This window comes from Streptomyces sp. NPDC043176 (genome assembly GCF_056436715.1).
The window spans coordinates 89,393-108,627 of the sequence record NZ_JBWKCA010000001.1 but is presented as its reverse complement, the minus strand read 5'-3'; the positions used below and the strand labels follow the sequence as shown (position 1 = coordinate 108,627).

Genomic DNA, 19,235 nt, shown 5'->3' with positions numbered 1-19,235 from the left:
GTCACGGCCGGGACGGGGCGCCGGTCGCCGGTCGCCGCCGGGACGGGGACTCCCTCGGTCGCGCCTCCCGCCCCGCCGGACGTCAGTGGCCGAGGTGTTTGCGCAGCCTGCCCTGGAGGTCGGTGATCCACTTGCCGCGCTTGGGCCTGGCCTCGACGTTCCCGAAGACCGAGTAGCCGTTGATGACGACGACCGGGGCCTGCGGGTCGACGCCCTCCAGGGTGACGACCTCGAAGTTCCCGAAGACCCCGCTGCCGTTGCCGCGCAGGCTGATGTTCTCCGGGACGCGCACCTCGACGTTCCCGAAGATCGAGGTGGCGTTGATGGTGGTGAGCCGCTGGGCGAAGATCGCCTCGGTGAGGTCGACCTCGATGTTCCCGAAGAGCGCGAAGGCGTTCGTCCGGCGGCTCACCCGCCAGCGGCCCTTGCGGGTGGTGCTGGAGAAGATCGCGACGAGGTTCTCCGCGGGGCCCTCGGGGTCGTCGGCGGCCCACACGTGGGCCGGCTCGGACTCCTGGCGGGTGCGGGCGGAGGGCAGGTCGCGGACGATCGGCTCCAGCTCCCCGACCGTCTTGGCCCGGTAGACCGCGTCGATCCGGTCCGAGTGCTCCTCCGGGTCGAGCCGCCCCTCGGCCAGGGCGTCCCCGAGAATGTCCGCGATCCGGTCCCGGTCCGCGTCCGAGGCCCGCAGCGAGCCCCGCGGGTCGGCGAAGGCGGGCTCCGCGGGCGCGGTCTCGGCGGGCGCGGCCGACCGCTGCGGCTGGGGCTGCTTCTCGGGTTCGGGCTGCTTTTCGAGGTCCACGGAGCCAGCCTAGCGAAACGCGATAGATCGCGACCAGGGGGCAGGGCCGGGGCTGTGGACGAAAGGCGCTCGGAGGCGGGCGGCGGCCCCCCGCGGCCGGCTGCCCGCAGCCAGTCGCCCGCCGTCGGACCCCGACGGCCGGACCCCCAGGGCCGACCCCCACGGTCGGCTTCCCGCGGCCGGTCCCCCGCCGCGGCCGGGCCGGCCGCACCTTCCTCCGTCGCCGGATCCGCGCCGGACGCACCTCCGCCCGGGCCCCGGACACCCGGGCGGGCGGCAAGTGAGCCTTACCTCACAGGATCGGCGGCGCGCCCGCGTTCTACGCTGGAGTGCGCGCGGCCAACGGAGGCGGCGTCGCTGTCTGCCGAGTGAGGAATGGCTGCCGTCATGCCAGAGTTTGCGTACTCCGATCTGCTCCCGCTGGGAGAGGACACCACGCCCTACCGCCTGGTGACCTCCGAAGGTGTCTCCACCTTCGAGGCCGACGGCCGTACGTTCCTCAAGGTCGAGCCCGAGGCCCTGCGGCAGCTGGCCGCCGAGGCGATCCACGACATCCAGCACTTCCTGCGCCCGGCCCACCTGGCCCAGCTGCGCCGGATCATCGACGACCCCGAGGCCTCGTCGAACGACAAGTTCGTGGCGCTCGACCTGCTCAAGAACGCGAACATCGCCGCCGCCGGCGTCCTGCCGATGTGCCAGGACACGGGCACCGCGATCGTGATGGGCAAGCGCGGCCAGAACGTGCTGACCCCGGGCCGCGACGAGGAGGCCCTGTCCAAGGGCATCTACGACGCGTACACCAGGCTCAACCTGCGGTACTCGCAGATGGCCCCGGTGACCATGTGGGAGGAGAAGAACACCGGCTCGAACCTGCCCGCGCAGATCGAGCTGTACGCGACCGACGGCGGCGCGTACAAGTTCCTCTTCATGGCCAAGGGCGGCGGCTCCGCCAACAAGTCCTTCCTCTACCAGGAGACGAAGGCCGTCCTCAACGAGGCGAGCATGATGAAGTTCCTGGAGGAGAAGATCCGTTCGCTCGGCACGGCGGCCTGCCCGCCGTACCACCTGGCGATCGTCGTCGGCGGCACGTCGGCCGAGTTCGCGCTCAAGACCGCGAAGTACGCCTCCGCGCACTACCTGGACGAGCTGCCCACCGAGGGCTCGGCCGAGACCGGCCACGGCTTCCGCGACAAGGAGCTGGAGGAGAAGGTCTTCGAGCTGACGCAGAAGATCGGCATCGGCGCGCAGTTCGGCGGCAAGTACTTCTGCCACGACGTCCGCGTCGTCCGCCTCCCCCGCCACGGCGCCTCGCTGCCCGTCGCCATCGCCGTCTCCTGCTCGGCCGACCGCCAGGCCGTCGCGAAGATCACCGCCGAGGGCGTCTTCCTGGAGCAGCTGGAGACCGACCCGGCGCGCTTCCTGCCGGACACGACCGACGAGCACCTGAACGAGGCCTCCGACGTCGTCACGATCGACCTGAACCAGCCGATGGACGACATCCTCGCCGAGCTGACCAAGTACCCGGTCAAGACCCGGCTTTCGCTGAACGGCCCGCTGGTCGTGGCGCGCGACATCGCGCACGCCAAGATCAAGGAGCGCCTGGACGCGGGCGAGGAGATGCCGCAGTACCTGAAGGACCACCCGGTCTACTACGCGGGCCCGGCGAAGACCCCCGAGGGTTACGCCTCCGGTTCCTTCGGTCCCACGACGGCCGGCCGCATGGACTCGTACGTGGAGCAGTTCCAGGCCGCGGGCGGCTCGAAGGTGATGCTGGCGAAGGGCAACCGGTCCGGGCAGGTCACGGCCGCGTGCGGCGCGCACGGCGGCTTCTACCTCGGCTCGATCGGCGGCCCGGCGGCCCGCCTCGCGCAGGACTGCATCAAGAAGGTCGAGGTCGTCGAGTACGAGGAGCTCGGCATGGAGGCGGTCTGGAAGATCGAGGTCGAGGACTTCCCGGCGTTCATCGTCGTGGACGACAAGGGCAACGACTTCTTCCAGAACCCGGCGCCGGAGCCGACGTTCACGCACATCCCGGTGCGGGGTCCGGGTCTCGGCTGATCCCTCCCCCCTGGCGCTTCCGTGAAGCCCCCGTTCCCGCAGGGAACGGGGCTTCCCGTTCGCGGCCGCTCGGAAGTGCGCCGCCGTCCGCTCAGAAAGTCGCTACCGACCGGTAGCCCTCCCGTCGCCTACTGGTCAGTATGGGTCGCGAGCATGTCAACCACTGAGCCGGTCGACCCCTCGGGAGCCCCCCATGCCCTCCGCCAAGCGCACCGCCGCCGCCACCCTCGGCCTGGCCGCCGTCCTCGTCGTCGGGCCCGCGCCCGCCGCCTCGGCCGCCGACCCCGACACCCACGTGACCTCGGCCGCGGCCCTCGCCGACGTCGACTACGGGACCTGGCGCCGCGACGTGGCGGCCGTCGTCGCCGAGGCCCGCCCGTACATCGAGGAGCGCGCCGAGGACGCCGGCCGGGAGAAGCAGGCGATCGTCCTCGACATCGACAACAGCTCCCTGGAGACGGACTTCCACCCCTTCTGGGAGCTGCCGACCCCGGCCATCGCGGACGTGCGGGACCTCGTCCGCGACGCCCACGCGCGCGGGGTGGCGGTCTTCTTCGTGACCGCGCGGCCGGGGATCATCCACTCCCTGACGGACTGGAACCTGAGGAAGTCCGGGTATCCGGTCGACGGTCTGTACGTGCGGAACCTGCCCGACCTGTTCGCCGAGGTCGGCGCGTACAAGACCGCGAAGCGCGCGGAGATCGAGGCCAAGGGCTACACGATCATCGCGAACATCGGCAACAACACCACCGACCTCGTCGGCGGCCACGCCGAGCGCGCCTTCAAGCTGCCGGACTACGGCGGCAAGCTGTCCTGACGTCGGTCCACCAGGGGTGCGGGACACCCCCTAGCGGACGTTGATGTGGAACTCCATCCGCTCGTAGTCCCCGTCGGGGGTGGTGCGCACGTAGCCACGGGCGTCCTTGAAGTCACCGGTTCCGCCGGTGATGGCCACGTCGTACGCGGCGGGCGCCTCGGCCGAGGTGTCGAAGGTGACGAGGGCCTGGGCGGTGAGCTGTCCGCCCGGTCCGCCGTTCAGGACGAAGGTGCCGACGCAGTTCACGTCCGCCTGGGTGCCGGAGACGCGCACCACGGCGCAGGTGACGCCGTCGCGGCCGACCTTGTCGCCGCCCTTGGTCTTGTACAGGTCGTCGGCGACGGTGAAGACGTCGCCGACCTTGGGCGGCGGCCCGCTCTCGTCGGCCCCCTCGGCCGGGACCTCCTTGGCGTAGAGCGTGAGCTCGAACCCGTCGCCGTTGTCGGCCTGGACCGGGGCCACGGCGCCGAAGGCGACGGCCGCGACCGTGCAGGCACCGAGCGTGCCGATCCTCCTGAGGGTGCGGGTCATGTCCTGCCTCCCGGTGGGATGGGGGGTCCCCCTCGGCATGCTTCACATTGTGCGACGGTCACCGCGCGTTCGCCCGTCCGGGCGTATGCCCGCTCCCCGGGTCGGCGATCATGGGCGTCATGCGAGAGAGAGCACTTCCGATACGCGCGGCGGCCTCCGTCGCCCTGGCCACGGCCGGGCTGCTGCTGACCGGCTGCGGTACGACTCCGGCGCCCGTGGCCCCGGCGGGCACCGCCGCGCCGGAGGCGGAGGGCCCGAAGGCCGCCGCCACCCTGGGTGGGCCGGGGTCGGCCTGCGCGCTGCCCGTGTCGTTCGGGCTGGCGGAGAAGTGGGAGCCGGAGGCGATCGACGACCCGGAGAACCCGGAGTTCGCGGCGCTGACGCGTCAGGGTCCCGCGGTGATCCGCTGCGAGGTGGACGCCAAGCCGGCCGGGCACATCGGCTACCTGCGGATCTGGACGGCGGACAAGGGTCCCGCGCGGGCCGCGCTCGAAGGCTTCGTGAAGGGCGCGCGGAGCACCTCGAAGGTCGCCTACGAGGAGACCGCCGCGGGCGCGCTGCCGGCCGTCGAGGTGACGTACACCGTCTCCGTCGAGCTGACGGAGGAGTCGAAGGAGGAGCGGGCGTTCGCCGTCTCCACGCCCAAGGGCGTGGTGATCGTCCACCTCGGCGGGCTCGACTCCGACGAGCACCGGGCGATGATCCCGGCGTACGAGCTGGCGAAGTCGACGCTGAGGGCGCTCTGATCCGCTCGGGGATCCCAGGGTCTCCGAACGGAACCGTGGCCCCCGTCCCGCACCGGACGGGGGCCACGGCGTCTCCGGGGCCCCGGGGGTGTCCCGCCGCTCGGGCCGGACCGAGGCCTCCCTACACGAACTGCTGGTTCGCGGAGCCGTTGCAGCTCTGGAGCCTGATCGGCTCCTTCGCCGCGCCCTGGGTGAGGCAGAGGCCGGTCGCGGCGGCGGGGCGGATGGTGGCGCCGTCGCGGACGAACCTCTGGTTGGCGGCGCCGCTGCAGTTCCAGACGACGAGCGCCTTCCCGGCCTGGTAGACGGCGCCGGGCACGTCCACGCAGCGGTCCTGGGTGAGCTGGGTGTGCAGGGTCCGCCGGGCGGAGTCGTACCACCAGCCCTGGTTGCGGCCGCCGTGGCAGTCCCAGCCGAGCACGCCCGTCCCGTTGGCGGACTCGGCCGCGTCGACGTCCAGGCAGTTGCCGGTCGCCTGGTTCCTGAGCGGGCGGTACGCGTCGTCCCAGGCGAGCGGGAAGAGCGTCGGCGTGCCGCTGGAGTCGATGTCGGCGCAGCTCGCCTCGCGCCGGTCCGAGGCGTAGATCTGCGTCAGGCAGGACGCGAAGGCGGCGTGGCCGCTCTTGTTGGGGTGGAAGGACTGCCGGACGGAGTTCTCGTCGATGCCGCCGGGCTTGGAGAGGTCGATGTACAGGCCCCGGGCCCAGGTGTCCTCCATGCAGACCTCGTGGCCGTGGAAGAGCCGCGAGTTGTCGAGGTAGACGGCTCCGGTGGAGGCGGCCGCCCGGCGCATGCCGCGCTCGAAGGCGGGGACGGCGGTGTTGCGGCCCCACTTGGTGTCGGAGTCGTACCCCATGCCGCCGCAGGCGAGCTTGCCGGGGAAGTTCGGGTTGTCGCGGAAGTCGGGGCCGATCGGGCTCGGGTAGCCCATGACGACGAGCTTGTAGTCGCCGTCGGCGTAGCCGGCGTCGCGCATGACGGTCCTCAGGTCGCGCACGGTCTGCTCGACCTTGGGGACGAGCGCGTCGACGCGGGCCTGCCAGCCGGGGGCGTACTTGGGCTCGCAGGTGCCCTGGCTGAGCACGTAGCGCTGGACGCAGTCGGTCATGACGGGCCCGAACTGCAGGTCGTCGTTGGCTCCGGCGACGAGCAGGACCATCTTGATCCGGGTGTTGCGGGCCTTGACGGCGAGGTTGTCGCTCTGGACCAGCTCGTCGGCGTACTGCCGGGAGCCGCCGATGCGGATGTTGCCCGTGTACGCGCCGGAGCAGGCCACGTTGAAGGTGAGGTCCGCGGGGATCCCGGTGCGGTGGATGGCGGCGTCGGGCGAGCGGTGACACCAGTTGGTGGGCCCGTTGGTGGGCGACTCGTAGGTGCCGACGCCCTCTCCGGAGATCTCGCTGTCGCCGAGGGAGATCAGGCCGGTCCTGCGTTCGGCGAGCGGGCGCTCCTGCGGGCTGCCGTAGATCCGGGTGGCCTCGGCGGCGCGGATCGCCTCCAGCTCCGGGGAGAGGGGTGTGGAGGTGATTCCGGCCGTGGTGCTCGTGTCGGCCGCGCCCGCGGGGGCGGCGGCGGTCATGCTGCCGAGGGCCGCCGCGGCTGCGGCGACGGCTGCGACGGGCCAGCGGAGTCTGTACCCGGTGCGCTTCATTGCGCCTCCTGGAAGTGGGGTTACCCACGGTTTTTACTGGCCGGTACGCACCTTGGGAATACATCGAACAAGACAAGTGCTCATCTTTTTCGGGGGATTGGGGGTCGCCCCCCGCGAGCACAGCCAGGAGGTTGGGAACATGAACGACGCCGAGGACTACCGGATCGAGCACGACTCCATGGGCGAGGTGCGGGTCCCCGCCCACGCCAAATGGCGGGCCCAGACCCAGCGGGCGGTGGAGAACTTCCCGATCTCGGGCCAGCGCCTGGAGCGCGCCCACATCGAGGCCCTGGCCCGCATCAAGGCCGCCGCGGCCAAGGTCAACGCCGAACTGGGCGTCATCGACGAGGACCGCGCGGAGGCCATCGCGTCGGCCGCCGAGGAGGTCGCCGGGGGCCGCTGGGACGAGCACTTCCCCGTGGACGTCTTCCAGACCGGCTCGGGCACCTCGTCGAACATGAACACCAACGAGGTCATCGCCACGCTCGCCACCGAACGGCTCCCCGAGGGCCGCGAGGTCCACCCCAACGACCACGTGAACGCCTCGCAGTCCTCCAACGACGTGTTCCCGTCCTCCATCCACATCGCGGCCACCGGCGCCGTCACCCACGACCTGATCCCCGCCCTCGACCATCTGGCCGCCGCCCTGGAGCGAAAATCAGCCGAATTCGCGACGGTCGTGAAGTCCGGCCGCACGCACCTGATGGACGCCACCCCGGTCACCCTCGGCCAGGAGTTCGGCGGCTACGCGGCCCAGGTCAGGTACGGCGTCGAGCGCCTGCGCACCGCCCTCCCCCGGCTCGCCGAACTCCCCCTCGGCGGCACGGCGGTGGGCACCGGCATCAACACCCCGGCCGGATTCTCCGCCGCCGTCATCGCGGAGGTCGCCCGCGCGACCGGACTGCCCCTGACCGAGGCCCGCGACCACTTCGAGGCCCAGGGCGCCCGGGACGGCCTGGTGGAGACGTCCGGGCAGCTCCGTACCGTCGCCGTCTCCCTCACCAAGATCGCCAACGATCTGCGCTGGATGGCCAGCGGCCCGCGCACCGGCCTCGCCGAGATCAACCTGCCCGACCTCCAGCCCGGCTCCTCGATCATGCCCGGCAAGGTCAACCCGGTGATCCCCGAGGCGGTCCTCATGGTCGCCGCACAGGTGACCGGAAACGACACCACGGTCGCCGTGGCCGGCGCCGCCGGGAACTTCGAGCTCAACGTGATGCTGCCGGTGATGGCCAAGAACCTCCTGGAGTCCGTACGGCTGCTCGCCAACGCCTCCCGGCTGCTCGCGGACCGCACGGTCGACGGCATCACCGCCAACGCCGAACGCGCCCGCGAGTACGCCGAGTCCTCGCCGTCCGTGGTCACCCCGCTGAACAAGTACATCGGGTACGAGGAGGCCGCCAAGGTCGCCAAGAGGTCCCTCGCCGAGCGGAGGACCATCCGCGAGGTCGTCCTCGAGTCCGGGTACGTCGAGCGCGGCGACCTCACGGTCGAGCAGCTGGACGAGGCGCTCGACGTCCTGCGGATGACCCGGCCGTAGGGCCTGTCCGGCGCCGCGGGCCGGGCGGCACCCGCCGGACGGGCCCCGCCCCGTCCGGCGGGTGGCTGACTCATCCGTGACCTGTACCGCAGCGGCCGTGGGAGCGCGCCCCTAAGATCTGCGCATGACAGGATCGGGCGGCTCTCAGCACTGGGTGCCGGGGGATCACATCCTCTGGCGCTACCGCGGCAACGGCACCGGCGAGGTGCACATCTGCCGACCGGTGACGGTCGTCCAGGACACGCCCGAACTGCTCGCGGTCTGGATGGCGCCCGGCACCGAGTGCGTCCGCCCCGTGCTCGCCGACGGCACCCCGGTGCACGACGAGCCGCTCGCCACCCGCTACACGGCGCCGCGCACCACCGAGCGCGCGCGCTGGTCGGGCAGCGGGGTGCTGAAGCTGGCACGGCCCGACGAGCCGTGGTCGGTCTGGCTGTTCTGGGAGCGCGGCTGGCGCTTCCGCAGTTGGTACGTGAACCTGGAGGAGCCGCGGGTCCGGTGGTCCGGCGGCTTCGACTCCGAGGACCACTTCCTCGACATCTCCGTCTACCCCGACCGCAGCTGGCTGTGGCGGGACGAGGACGAGTTCGCGCAGGCCCAGCGGTCCGGTCTGATGGCCCCGGAACAGGCGGCCCTGGTCCAGGCCGCCGGGCAGCGGGCGGTGCGGCGGATCCGGGAGTGGGGCGCGCCGTTCGCGGACGGCTGGGAGGACTGGCGGCCCGATCCGGCATGGAAGGTTCCGGAGCTGCCGGCCGACTGGGACCGCACTCCGGCGCACACGGCGCCGTGAGACCCTTGATGCGCCCCCGGGGTTCAAACGTAGGATCGTCCTCCGCACGGCAGAAGCGGATCGAACGGCCCGTCGGACCGACCGAACGACACGTCAAGGACTCAGTACGGCGCAGGACCTGACCACAAGTCATCCACGAAGGGGAAGAACAGTGCCGGACGTGCGCCCGGGTGTTCCGACCCCTGCCGTTGCCGCATCTCGCGGAACGTCCACATCCGCTGCACACGAGGGGTTTACCCCCGGCGAAGGCGCGGCATCGGCGAGAAGAGCGAGTGCATCGCACCACCGGCCCGGACGGACGGAACCCCACGCGTGACGGAGCATCCCACCTCCCACGAAGGCCGACAGCCCCTGGCTGCCCGGCCGCAGGAACGCGCGCGCCCTCGCCAGGAGGCGGCGGCCGGCCTGCCCTCCGACGTGCCCGCCCAGCCGGGCGGACCGGCGGGCCGGTCGGCCCCCGCCCCCGGCACGGACACGCCCGCGGCACCCGGGCGGACGGTGCCCGCCGGCAACGGCGGCCCGGCGGGCACCGGCGCACCGGGCTCCCCGCACTCCCCCGGCGTGCCGCCGTCCCCGGGTTCGCCCCATCCGCCGGGCGGCCCCGGAGCCGTGGCGGTCGCCGTGGCCCCGCAGCCGCCCGGCGGCGCCGGGGGCGGGGACACCGCGGGACGGCGCGAGGGCGACCGGCTGCGGTTCGTCGGCGCCGCGACCCGGCGCATCGCGCGCGGCATCGACCTGGACGAGATCGTGCTCGGTCTGTGCCGGGCCAGCGTGCCGACCTTCTCGGACGAGATCCTCGTCTACCTCCGCGATCCGCTGCCGGTGGGCGACGAGCGGCCGGTGGCGCCGTTCGTGTTGCGGCTGCGCCGCACGGACCGGCTCCGGTTAAGCGAACTGGACGGCGAGGAGCTGATGCTCGTACCCGATCCGGATCCGACCCCCGCGGCCGAACTCTGCGAGGTGCGGTCCGGTGGCGCGCTGGCCGAGGTGCTGCGCGGGGTGCGGCCGGTCTTCGGCGACTCCGCGGCCGCGAAGACGGCGCTGGGCGAGCTGCTCGGCCCCGACCACCCGCTGCCCGGCGGCCTGCGGGCGGTCCTCGCGCCGCTGCGCGGCCGGCGCCGGGTGATCGGCGCGGCCGTGTTCCTGCGCCGCCCCGAGCGGGCCGGCTTCGAGCCGAACGACCTGCTCGTCGCGGCGCAGTTGGCCACGCACACCGCGCTCGGCATCGACAAGGCCGTGCTGTACGGCCGCGAGGCGTACATCGCGGACGAGCTCCAGCGGACGATGCTGCCGGACTCGCTGCCGCAGCCGACCGGCGTGAAGCTGGCCTCCCGCTATCTGCCGGCCGCCGAGACGGCCCGGGTCGGCGGCGACTGGTACGACGCGATCCCGCTGCCCGGCAGCAGGGTCGCCCTGGTCGTCGGCGACGTCATGGGCCACTCCATGACGTCGGCGGCGATCATGGGCCAGCTGCGCACCACCGCGCAGACCCTGGCCGGCCTCGACCTGCCGCCGCAGGAGGTCCTGCACCACCTGGACGAGCAGGCGCAGCGGCTCGGCCAGGACCGGATGGCGACCTGCATGTACGCGGTGTACGACCCGGTCTCGCACCGGATCACGGTCGCCAACGCGGGTCATCCGCCGCCGATACTGCTCCACCTGGGCGGGCGCGCGGAGGTGCTGCGGGTGCCGCCCGGCGCCCCGATCGGGGTGGGCGGGGTCGACTTCGAGGCGGTGGAGCTGGACGCCCCGGCGGGCGCCACGCTGCTCCTCTACACCGACGGTCTGGTCGAGTCCCGGCTGCGGGACGTGTGGACCGGGATCGAGCAGCTGCGGGAGCGCCTGGCGGCGACCGCGCAGCTGACCGGCCCCGACCACTCGCCGCCCCTGGAGGCGCTCTGCGACGACGTCCTCGACATGCTGGGTCCGGGCGACCGGGACGACGACATCGCGCTGCTCGCGGCCCGTTTCGACGGGATCGCGCCGAGCGACGTGGCGTACTGGTTCCTGGAGCCGGAGGACGCGGCCCCGGGGCGGGCCCGCCGGCTGGCCCGGCGGGCGCTCGCCCGCTGGGACCTGGAGGAGCTGACGGACTCGGTCGAGCTGCTGATCAGCGAGGTCGTGACGAACGCCGTGCGGTACGCGGAGCGGCCGGTGACCCTGCGGCTGCTCCGTACGGACGTGCTGCGCTGCGAGGTCGGCGACGACTCTCCTCAGCTGCCCCGGCAGCGGCGGGCGCGGGACACGGACGAGGGCGGTCGCGGTCTCTTCCTGGTGAACCGGCTGGCCCGCCGGTGGGGGGCGACCCGCCTCTCGGGCGGCAAGGTCGTCTGGTTCGAGCTGGCCACCCGGAACTGACCCGGCGGGCCTGGACGACGGCGAAGGCCGGACCCCTCGGGGGTCCGGCCTTCGCCGTGTGGTCGCCGGCTACTGCGGGGGACGGTTGTCGCCGCCCTGGACGGGGTCGGTGCCCGCGTCCGGCGGTTCGATCGACGGCGGCGGGGACGGCTCCTCGGTCGTGGGCTCCTGCGTGGGCTCCGTCGGAGGCGTGACGGGCGTACGCGTCGGCTCCGTGGGCGGGACGGTCGTCCTGCTCGGCGTCGTGGTCGGGTCCGGGGACGCGGTGGTCGGCGCGTCGGTGGGCTCGTCCTCAGGGGCCTCGGTGGTGGCGCCCGGGTCCGGCAGCTCGGTGTCGGCGCCTTCGGTCTCCAGGTCGAAGGAGGCGTCCGAGCCGCCGTTCAGCGCGCGCTCGGTGTAGTCGCCCCAGATCTGGGCGGGCGTACGGCCACCGTTGGCGCGGCCCTGGTTGATGGTGTCGGTGAGGGTGACCTGGTTGCCCTTGGCGTCCTCGCCGAAGAGGCCGACGGCGGTGACGAGTTCGGGGGTGTAGCCGACGAACCACGCGGAGCGGTTGTTCTCGGAGGTGCCGGTCTTGCCGGCGGCCTCGTAGTCGCCGGCGGCGCGGAAGCCGGAGCCGCTCGTCACGACGCCCGTCATCGCCTTGGTGGCGGTGTCGGCGGCGGTGCGGGTGATGACCTGGTCGCCGATGGCCTTCACCGGTTCGACGGTGCGGTCCCGGTGGGTGGCCGACTTCACCAGGGTCGGGGTGACCTTACGGCCGTGGTTGTCGAGCGTGGCGTAGACACCGGCCATGTCCAGGGTCGAGGCGCCCATGGTGCCGAGGGAGATGGCGGGGGACTCGGGGAAGTCGACGCCGTCCTTCATGCCGAGGGCGAGGGCGGTCTTCTTCACCTTGGCCGGGGTGACGTCGACGATCATCTGGGCGTAGACCGAGTTGATCGAGCTGTTGGTGGCCTTCTGGACGGTGACGGGACCGTAGTCGTCGTCGTCCTCGTTCTCCGGCGCGAACGGGATGTCGCTGCCGACGACCGGGCGGCGGCTGTTGCCGTCGTAGATGGTGCCGAGGCCGATCTTGCGCCCGTCCTGGGTGACCGAGTGGTTGTCGATGGCGGAGGCGAGGACGAGGGGCTTGAAGGTGGAGGCGGGCTGGTAGTCGCGGCGGGTCGCGTTGGACATCCAGTGCTCGGTGGCGCCGACGCCGCCATACATCGCGACGACCGCGCCGGTCTTCGGGTCGACGGAGGTGGCGCCGGCCTGGATGGTGGCCTGCTTCTTGTCGCCCTTGCGGTCGATCTTGGACTCCAGCTCCTTGTCGACCGCCTTGACGAGGTCCTTCTGCCGCTTCTCGTCGATGTTGAGGGTGATGGTCCAGCCGCCGGCCTTGATGTCCTCCTCGCTGACGCCCTGGCGCATCAGCTCCTGGTTGGCGGCCTCGACGATGTAGCCGGTCTGGCCCTCCATGCCGGGGGCGGGCTTGGGCTTCTGCGGCACGGGGAACTTCATCCCGGCGCGCTCGGAGGCGGAGAGCCAGCCCTCGCCGACCATGTTGTCGAGGACGTAGTTCCAGCGCTCCTCGACGAGCTTGCGGCCGGTGGTGCTCGCGGAGTTCCAGTCGTACTGGTTGGGCGCCTGGAGCAGCGAGGCGAGGTAGGCGCCCTGGGCGGTGGTGAGCTGGGTGGCGTCGACGCCGTAGTACGAGCGGGCGGCGGCCTGGATGCCGTAGGCGCTGCGCCCGTAGTAGCTGGTGTTCACGTAGCCGGCGAGGATGTCGCTCTTGCTCATCTCGTCGTCGACCTTGATGGCGATGACCATTTCCTTGAGCTTGCGGGTCGCCGTCTGGTCCTGGCTCAGGTAGAAGTTCTTGACGTACTGCTGGGTGATGGTCGAGCCGCCCTGCTTGCCCTTGCCCGTGATGGTGGACCAGGCGGCGCGGGTGGTGCCCTTGATGTCGACGCCGTTGTCCCGGTAGAAGGACTTGTTCTCGGCGGCGACGAACGCCTTCTGGACCTTCTCGGGGATCTTCTCCAGGCCGACGATCTCGCGGTTGATCTCGCCGGTGCGGGCGAGGATCTTTCCGTTGGAGTACTTGTAGATGTTGCTCTGCATGGTCGCCTCGGCGTTGGCCGAGGGCACGGGGACCAGGAGGTAGACGACGTACAGGGCGCCCATGGCGAGCAGGCAGCAGACGAAGAAGGTGCCCAGCAGCTTCCTCCAGGTGAAGAGGCGGCGTATGCCGCGCTTCTTCGCCGTGCTCTTGTCGGGTCGGCCCATGGGTCCTGTCGCTCCGCTCGTCGTGTGTCTCGGCGCCCCGGCCTCTGTTCGCCCACGCCGGATCAGCTCAGCAAGCTAACACCGGCGAGGCGGACAAAGGACAACCGATCACGCCTTTTCATGACGTGACAATCAGCACCTGTCCCCAGGGGAACCGACGCTCTCCGGAGCCGGATGGTTGCCCCTGCCGTACACACCAAAAAGCGGAGGAACTGCCTCCGGAACAGCGCCCTGCCGCTATACATCGTGCGTATACACCGCGTGTACAGTGAGCGGCATGTCCATCGGTCACACCCTCCTGGGACTCCTGGAGTCCGGCCCGCGCCACGGCTACGACCTCAAGCGCGCCTTCGACGAGAAGTTCGGCCACGACCGGCCGCTCCACTACGGCCAGGTCTACTCGACCATGTCCAGGCTCCTGAAGAACGGCCTGGTCGTCGTCGACGGCATCGAGGCCGGCGGCGGCCCCGAGCGGAAGCGGTACGCGATCACCGAGGCCGGCATCACCGATGTCGCCCAGTGGCTCACCACCCCGGAGAAGCCGGAGCCGTACCTCCAGTCGACGCTCTACACCAAGGTCGTCCTCGCCCTCCTCACGGGCCGCGGGGCCGCCGGGCTCCTCGACACCCAGCGCGCCGAGCACCTGCGCCTGATGCGCGAGCTCACCCGCCGCAAGAAGGACGGCGACCTCGCCGACCAGCTGATCTGCGACCACGCCCTCTTCCACCTGGAAGCGGACCTGCGCTGGCTGGAACTGACCGCCGCCCGTCTCGACCGGCTCGCCGAGGAGATCCGCCGATGACCGCCACCCCGCTGCTCAGGGCCACCGGCCTCGACAAGGCCTACGGGCCGACCCCCGCGCTCTCGGGCGCCGACTTCTCCCTCCGGGCCGGCGAGGTCGTCGCCGTCATGGGCCCCTCCGGCTCCGGCAAGTCCACGCTCCTGCACTGCCTGGCCGGCATCGTGCGCCCCGACGCGGGCACCATCGTCTACGACGGACGCGAGCTCACCGCCCTCTCCGACGGCGCGCGCAGCTCCCTGCGCCGTACCGACTTCGGGTTCGTCTTCCAGTTCGGCCGGCTCGTCCCCGAGCTGACCTGCGTCGAGAACGTCGCCCTGCCGCTCCGGCTGGGCGGCGCGAAGCGGAAGGCGGCCGAGGCCAGGGCCGTCGAGTGGATGGCCCGCCTGGAGGTCGACGACACCGCGGCCAAGCGCCCCGGCGAGATATCCGGCGGTCAGGGCCAGCGCGTCGCCGTCGCCCGCGCCCTCGTCACCGCCCCGCGCGTGATCTTCGCCGACGAACCGACCGGCGCCCTCGACTCCCTCAACGGCGAGCGGGTCATGCGGCTGCTCACCGACGCCTCCCGCGACACCGGCGCCGCCGTCGTCCTCGTCACCCACGAGGCCCGGGTCGCCGCCTACTCCGACCGCGAGATCGTCGTACGGGACGGGTCCGTCCGGGACGCGGAGTGGGCGGCATGACACTCCGGACCTGGGCCCGCGACCTGGCGCTCGGCGCCCGGTTCGCGGTCACCGGCGGCCGCTCCGGCCTGCTCCGCACCCTGCTGACCGCGACCGGCGTCGGCTTCGGCGTGGCCCTGCTGCTGCTCGCCTCCTCCTTCCCGAACATGCTCTTCCAGCGGGAGGTGCGGGAGTCGGTCCGCGCCGTCGACGGCAGCGAGCAGGTCGACGCCCCGCGGCCGGACAGCTTTCTCCACCTCGGCCGGACCACCGTCCACCGGGACGACGCCATCAGCGGACTGCTGCTGCGCCCCGAGGGCGACGCGCCCCCGGTCCCCCCGGGCGCGGACGCGTTCCCCGCGCGCGGCGAGATGCTGGTCTCCCCCGCCCTCCGCGACCTGCTCGACTCCCCCGACGGCGCCCTGCTCAGGGAACGGCTCCCCTACAGGGTGGCCGGGACGATCGGGCCGGCCGGACTCATCGGCCCGGCCGAGCTGCGGTACGTCGCCCACGTCGGCTTCCTCGACACCGACAACTTCGACGGGCGCGGCGTCCGCTACGGGTGGTCCGTGCCCGAGGAGCCGCTGAACGCCTTCCTGATCCTCCTCGTCGTCGTCGCCTGCGTCGTACTGCTCCTTCCGGTGCTGGTCTTCGTCGCGACCGCCGTCCGCTTCGGCGGCGAACAGCGCGACCGGCGGCTCGCGGCGCTCCGCCTGGTCGGCGCCGACACCGCCATGACCCGGCGGATCGCGGCCGGCGAGTCCGTCGCGGGCGCGCTCCTCGGCCTCCTCGTGGGCCTCGGACTCTTCGCGGCGGCCCGGCAGTTCGCCGGGGCCTTCACCATCTGGGACGTCAACGCCTACCCCTCCGACGTCGTGCCGATGCCCGCGCTCGCGGCCCTCGTCCTCGCGTCGGTGCCGGTCGCCTCCGTCGTGGTCGCCCTCTTCGCGCTGCGCGGGGTGGCGATCGAGCCGCTCGGCGTCGTCCGGACCGCCACGCCGCGCCGCCGCCGGCTGTGGTGGCGGCTGCTGCTGCTCGCGGCCGGCGCGGCCGTGCTCGTGCCCCTCGTCGGCGACGTTCAGGTGACCGAGACGAGCATCGACACCGTGGGCGTGGTGACCGGCACCACGCTCGCCCTGATCGGCCTCACCACGCTCCTGCCGTGGCTCGTCGAGGCCGGCGTGAAGCGACTGCACGCCGGGCCGGTGGCCTGGCAACTCGCCGTCCGCAGGCTCCAGCTGAGCAGCGGCACCGCCGCCCGCGCGGTCAGCGGCATCGTCGTCGCGGCGACCGGGGCGATCGCGCTCCAGATGCTCTTCCAGTCGATGGAGAACGACTTCACGCTGAGCACCGGCGAGGACACCACCCGCGCCCAGATCTCGATCGGCGCCGACGCGAAGGACGCCGCCGACGCGCGGGGCATGATCGCCCGCTTCGCCGGGACCGAGGGCGTCACCGGCGTGATCGGCGTCGTCGAGTCGCACGTCTGGCGGGCCGGCCCCCTGAAGGACGGCGAGGAGTTCGCCCCCACGGCGTCGATCAGGGTCGGCGACTGCGCCTCCCTCGAGGAGTTCGCCACCCTGCCCTCCTGCGCGGACGGCGACGTCTTCGTCTTCCTCGGGCACGGAGCGCAGGGCACCCCGCCCGACTCCTTCGTCACCCGGGCCGCCCGGCCCGGCGCCACGGTCGCCCTGCGCGACCCGTATCCGCACCCGAGCGCCCCGAAGCGCCCGGCGGACGGCCCGGTGCCGCAGTGGCGCGTCCCCGCCGACGCCAGGGTCGTCGACTCCCGCCCGGACCCGACGGGCACGTACCAGTACGGGGTCCTCGCCACCCCGAAGGCGATCGACGCCGCCCTGCTCGACGAGCCCGACGCGCAGACCATGGTCCGGCTCGACCCGGCGGTGCCCGACGCCGCTGACCACGTGCGGAACACGGCGGCCGCCATCGACCCGACCTCCTGGGTCCACACGCTCCAGGACACCCAGCGGGACGCGGCGTTCTCCAGCGTCCGCACCGGCATCCTCGTCGGCTCCACCCTGACGATGCTCCTGGTGGCGGCCTCGCTCCTGGTCACGACCCTGGAGCAGCTCAGGGACCGCAAGCGGCTGCTCTCCTCGCTGATCGCCTTCGGCACCCGGCGCTCCACCCTGAGCTGGTCGGTGCTCTGGCAGACGGCGGTGCCGATCGCGCTCGGACTCGCCCTCGCCGTGGCGGGCGGGCTCGGTCTCGGATTCGTCCTGCTGCGGATGGGCGGGCAGACGGTCCAGGACTGGTGGGTCTTCCTGCCCGTCGTCGGGATCGGGCTCGCGCTCATCGCCGCGGTGACGCTGCTGAGCATGCCCGTCCTGTGGCGGCTGATGCGGGCGGACGGCCTGCGCACGGAGTAACCCTCCGGGCGGATGTACGGGCGGCGGGCGGCGGTTCCTGACACCGGGGGGTCTCAGGAGCCGCCGCCCGTGCCGTGTGCCGCCCGCACCCCCGCCGCCCGTCCACGTGCCCCGGCGGTCCCGGCGCGGCGCGGCGCGGCGACCTCAGGAACCCCCGCCCGCCACGCGTACCGGCAGCGCGGCCATGTCCTCGCGGAGGGCCTCGGCCAGTTCCCCGAACTCGGCGTGGCGGGCCGCGCCCGTGCGCATGGCGAGGGCGATCCGGCGGGTGGGGGCGGGTTCGGCGAAGAGGCCGGTGCACAGGGCGGTGTTGCGGGCGGTCTCGACCGTGACGGCGGTGCGCGGCAGCAGGGTCACCCCGAGGCCGCCGGCCACCAGCTGGACCAGGGTGGAGAGCCCGGCCGCGGTGGTGGTGACCTCGGCGCCGTCCGTGCGGCCGGCCTCCCGGCAGATGTCGAGTGCCTGGTCGCGCAGGCAGTGGCCCTCGTCGAGGAGGAGCAGCCTGAGCTCCTTGAGCGCGTCGCGCGGGATGTCCTCCCGTCCGGCCAGCGGATGCCCCTGCGGGGTGACGAGCACGAAGTCCTCGTCGAAGAGCGGGAGTTCGGTGACGCCGGGCACGCCGAGCGGGACGGCGAGCAGCAGCAGGTCGAGCCGGCCGGCCGCGAGCCCCTCCAGGAGGGTGGCGGTCTGCTCCTCGTGGACCTGGAGGTCGAGCTCCGGGTAGCGCCGGTGGACGAGCCGCAGGACGGTCGGCAGCAGGTAGGGCGCGACGGTGGGGATCACGCCGAGCCGCAGCACTCCGGTGAAGGGGGCCTGGGCCGCCTCGGCCTCCTCCATGAGCTCCGCCACGGCGTCGAGGACGGCCCGCGCGCGCACCGCGAGCCGCTCCCCCGCGGGCGAGAGCAGCACCTTTCTCGTCGTACGCTCGAGGAGCTGGACACCGAGTGCCTCTTCGAGAGCCGAAACCGCGCCCGAGAGCGCGGGCTGGCTCATGCCGATGGCCGCCGCCGCATCGCGGAAGTGCAGATGCTCGGCGACCGCCACGAACGCCCTGAGCTGCGAAAGGCTGGGCTGCTTGCCGCGGTGCGGGCCGTGTGGGGGGTTGTACGGGGACGCCACTGATAACCACCTTCGATCAACACGAACCACTCTAGCTATTTCACTGATCAATGCACTCCGTGCCATGCTGTGCGAGTCGTCCAACCCCCACGGAAGACCTCAAAAGGGACCCTTCCTGCTGTGCAAGGAGAGCGCGTGCTCACTGTCGGTGACAAGTTCCCCACCTACGACCTGACCGCCTGCGTGTCGCTGGAGAGCGGCAAGGAGTTCGAGCAGATCGACCACAAGGCCTACGAGGGCAAGTGGCGCGTGGTGTTCTTCTGGCCGAAGGACTTCACCTTCGTGTGCCCGACGGAGATCGCCGCGTTCGGCAAGCTGAACGACGAGTTCGCCGACCGCGACGCCCAGATCCTCGGCGTCTCCGGCGACTCCGAGTTCGTCCACCACGCCTGGCGCAAGGACCACGCCGACCTGCGTGACCTGCCCTTCCCGATGCTGGCCGACTCCAAGCACGAGCTCATGAGCGAGTGCGGCGTCCAGGGCGCGGACGGCTTCGCCCAGCGTGCCGTCTTCATCGTCGACCCGAACAACGAGATCCAGTTCGTCATGGTGACCGCCGGCTCCGTCGGCCGTAACCCCAAGGAGGTCCTGCGGGTCCTCGACGCCCTGCAGACCGACGAGCTGTGCCCGTGCAACTGGAACAAGGGCGAGAACACCCTCGACGCCGCCGCCCTCCTCTCCGGCGAGTAAGGGCGGAT

15 protein-coding genes are annotated in these 19,235 nt (G+C 72.2%); 10 read left to right on the top strand and 5 right to left on the bottom strand.

Annotation, left to right across the window (positions count from 1 at the left end; all coding sequences use genetic code 11):
• Positions 1–82: 82 nt before the first annotated feature.
• Positions 83–802: a DUF1707 SHOCT-like domain-containing protein gene (locus AC067A_RS00515; RefSeq protein WP_478612482.1), complete on the bottom strand. Its 720-nt coding sequence runs from the start codon at positions 800–802 to the stop codon at positions 83–85.
• 387 nt (positions 803–1,189) lie between these two features.
• Between AC067A_RS00515 and AC067A_RS00510 the strand changes: the two genes are divergently transcribed.
• Together AC067A_RS00510 and AC067A_RS00505 are read left to right on the top strand one after the other, a co-directional pair.
• Positions 1,190–2,860, top strand: coding sequence for a fumarate hydratase (locus AC067A_RS00510; protein WP_478612479.1), 1,671 nt, complete (start codon positions 1,190–1,192; stop codon positions 2,858–2,860).
• Between the two features lie 193 nt (positions 2,861–3,053).
• A complete protein-coding gene (locus AC067A_RS00505) occupies positions 3,054–3,677 on the top strand; it encodes an HAD family acid phosphatase (protein WP_478612476.1) in 624 nt (207 codons plus the stop codon).
• Between the two features lie 30 nt (positions 3,678–3,707).
• On the opposite strand, the gene AC067A_RS00500 is transcribed toward AC067A_RS00505, so the two are convergent.
• A complete protein-coding gene (locus AC067A_RS00500) occupies positions 3,708–4,208 on the bottom strand; it encodes an allene oxide cyclase barrel-like domain-containing protein (RefSeq protein WP_478612473.1) in 501 nt (166 codons plus the stop codon).
• A 119-nt stretch (positions 4,209–4,327) separates the two neighbouring features.
• Here AC067A_RS00500 and AC067A_RS00495 point away from each other — a divergent pair, with 119 nt between their 5' ends.
• Positions 4,328–4,954, top strand: a complete 627-nt coding sequence (locus AC067A_RS00495) for a lipoprotein (protein ID WP_478612471.1) — start codon at positions 4,328–4,330, stop codon at positions 4,952–4,954.
• Positions 4,955–5,075: 121 nt separating this feature from the next.
• On the opposite strand, the gene AC067A_RS00490 is transcribed toward AC067A_RS00495, so the two are convergent.
• Positions 5,076–6,605 carry a ricin-type beta-trefoil lectin domain protein gene (locus AC067A_RS00490; RefSeq protein WP_478612468.1) on the bottom strand — a complete coding sequence of 510 codons (1,530 nt, stop codon included), beginning with the start codon at positions 6,603–6,605 and terminating at the stop codon, positions 5,076–5,078.
• A 139-nt stretch (positions 6,606–6,744) separates the two neighbouring features.
• On the opposite strand from AC067A_RS00490, the gene AC067A_RS00485 reads away from it, so the two are divergent.
• The 3 genes from AC067A_RS00485 (at position 6,745) to AC067A_RS00475 (ending at position 11,293) form a co-directional block, all read left to right on the top strand.
• On the top strand, positions 6,745–8,145 hold the full coding sequence (locus AC067A_RS00485) for a class II fumarate hydratase (protein WP_478612465.1): 1,401 nt from the start codon (positions 6,745–6,747) through the stop codon (positions 8,143–8,145).
• Positions 8,146–8,269: 124 nt separating this feature from the next.
• Positions 8,270–8,935 carry a cytidylyl-2-hydroxypropylphosphonate hydrolase gene (gene fomD / locus AC067A_RS00480; protein WP_478612463.1) on the top strand — a complete coding sequence of 222 codons (666 nt, stop codon included), beginning with the start codon at positions 8,270–8,272 and terminating at the stop codon, positions 8,933–8,935.
• 312 nt (positions 8,936–9,247) lie between these two features.
• Complete coding sequence (locus tag AC067A_RS00475) at positions 9,248–11,293, top strand: SpoIIE family protein phosphatase (RefSeq protein ID WP_478612460.1); 2,046 nt, start codon at positions 9,248–9,250, stop codon at positions 11,291–11,293.
• Positions 11,294–11,362: 69 nt separating this feature from the next.
• On the opposite strand, the gene AC067A_RS00470 is transcribed toward AC067A_RS00475, so the two are convergent.
• A complete protein-coding gene (locus AC067A_RS00470; protein WP_478612457.1) occupies positions 11,363–13,567 on the bottom strand; it encodes a transglycosylase domain-containing protein in 2,205 nt (734 codons plus the stop codon).
• A gap of 277 nt (positions 13,568–13,844) precedes the next feature.
• On the opposite strand from AC067A_RS00470, the gene AC067A_RS00465 reads away from it, so the two are divergent.
• The 3 genes from AC067A_RS00465 to AC067A_RS00455 are packed head-to-tail and all read left to right on the top strand — an operon-like array spanning position 13,845 to position 17,418.
• The gene (locus AC067A_RS00465) at positions 13,845–14,369 is read left to right on the top strand and encodes a PadR family transcriptional regulator (RefSeq protein WP_478612454.1); all 525 of its coding nucleotides are present in this window, start codon (positions 13,845–13,847) and stop codon (positions 14,367–14,369) included.
• Positions 14,366–15,049, top strand: coding sequence for an ABC transporter ATP-binding protein (locus AC067A_RS00460; RefSeq protein WP_478612451.1), 684 nt, complete (start codon positions 14,366–14,368; stop codon positions 15,047–15,049). Before AC067A_RS00465 ends, AC067A_RS00460 begins: the two co-directional genes overlap by 4 nt.
• Positions 15,046–17,418, top strand: a complete 2,373-nt coding sequence (locus AC067A_RS00455; protein WP_478612448.1) for an FtsX-like permease family protein — start codon at positions 15,046–15,048, stop codon at positions 17,416–17,418. The genes AC067A_RS00460 and AC067A_RS00455 overlap by 4 nt, the downstream gene beginning before the upstream one ends.
• A 144-nt stretch (positions 17,419–17,562) precedes the next feature.
• Here the strand turns inward: AC067A_RS00455 and AC067A_RS00450 are convergent, their stop codons facing one another.
• On the bottom strand, positions 17,563–18,537 hold the full coding sequence (locus tag AC067A_RS00450; protein ID WP_478612446.1) for a hydrogen peroxide-inducible genes activator: 975 nt from the start codon (positions 18,535–18,537) through the stop codon (positions 17,563–17,565).
• Positions 18,538–18,672: 135 nt separating this feature from the next.
• Between AC067A_RS00450 and AC067A_RS00445 the strand changes: the two genes are divergently transcribed.
• Positions 18,673–19,227, top strand: a complete 555-nt coding sequence (locus AC067A_RS00445) for a peroxiredoxin (protein ID WP_478612443.1) — start codon at positions 18,673–18,675, stop codon at positions 19,225–19,227.
• Positions 19,228–19,235: the final 8 nt, after the last annotated feature.

What these genes read in the sequence shown, in the direction of transcription:
- AC067A_RS00490 (WP_478612468.1), bottom strand. Translation starts at nt 6,605, where the DNA reads ATGAAGCGCACCGGGTACAGACTCCGCTGGCCCGTCGCAGCCGTCGCC.
- AC067A_RS00495 (WP_478612471.1), top strand. Translation starts at nt 4,328, where the DNA reads ATGCGAGAGAGAGCACTTCCGATACGCGCGGCGGCCTCCGTCGCCCTG.
- AC067A_RS00510 (WP_478612479.1), top strand. Translation starts at nt 1,190, where the DNA reads ATGCCAGAGTTTGCGTACTCCGATCTGCTCCCGCTGGGAGAGGACACC.
- AC067A_RS00470 (WP_478612457.1), bottom strand. Translation starts at nt 13,567, where the DNA reads ATGGGCCGACCCGACAAGAGCACGGCGAAGAAGCGCGGCATACGCCGC.
- AC067A_RS00485 (WP_478612465.1), top strand. Translation starts at nt 6,745, where the DNA reads ATGAACGACGCCGAGGACTACCGGATCGAGCACGACTCCATGGGCGAG.
- AC067A_RS00455 (WP_478612448.1), top strand. Translation starts at nt 15,046, where the DNA reads ATGACACTCCGGACCTGGGCCCGCGACCTGGCGCTCGGCGCCCGGTTC.
- AC067A_RS00460 (WP_478612451.1), top strand. Translation starts at nt 14,366, where the DNA reads ATGACCGCCACCCCGCTGCTCAGGGCCACCGGCCTCGACAAGGCCTAC.
- AC067A_RS00465 (WP_478612454.1), top strand. Translation starts at nt 13,845, where the DNA reads ATGTCCATCGGTCACACCCTCCTGGGACTCCTGGAGTCCGGCCCGCGC.
- AC067A_RS00500 (WP_478612473.1), bottom strand. Translation starts at nt 4,208, where the DNA reads ATGACCCGCACCCTCAGGAGGATCGGCACGCTCGGTGCCTGCACGGTC.
- fomD (WP_478612463.1), top strand. Translation starts at nt 8,270, where the DNA reads ATGACAGGATCGGGCGGCTCTCAGCACTGGGTGCCGGGGGATCACATC.
- AC067A_RS00505 (WP_478612476.1), top strand. Translation starts at nt 3,054, where the DNA reads ATGCCCTCCGCCAAGCGCACCGCCGCCGCCACCCTCGGCCTGGCCGCC.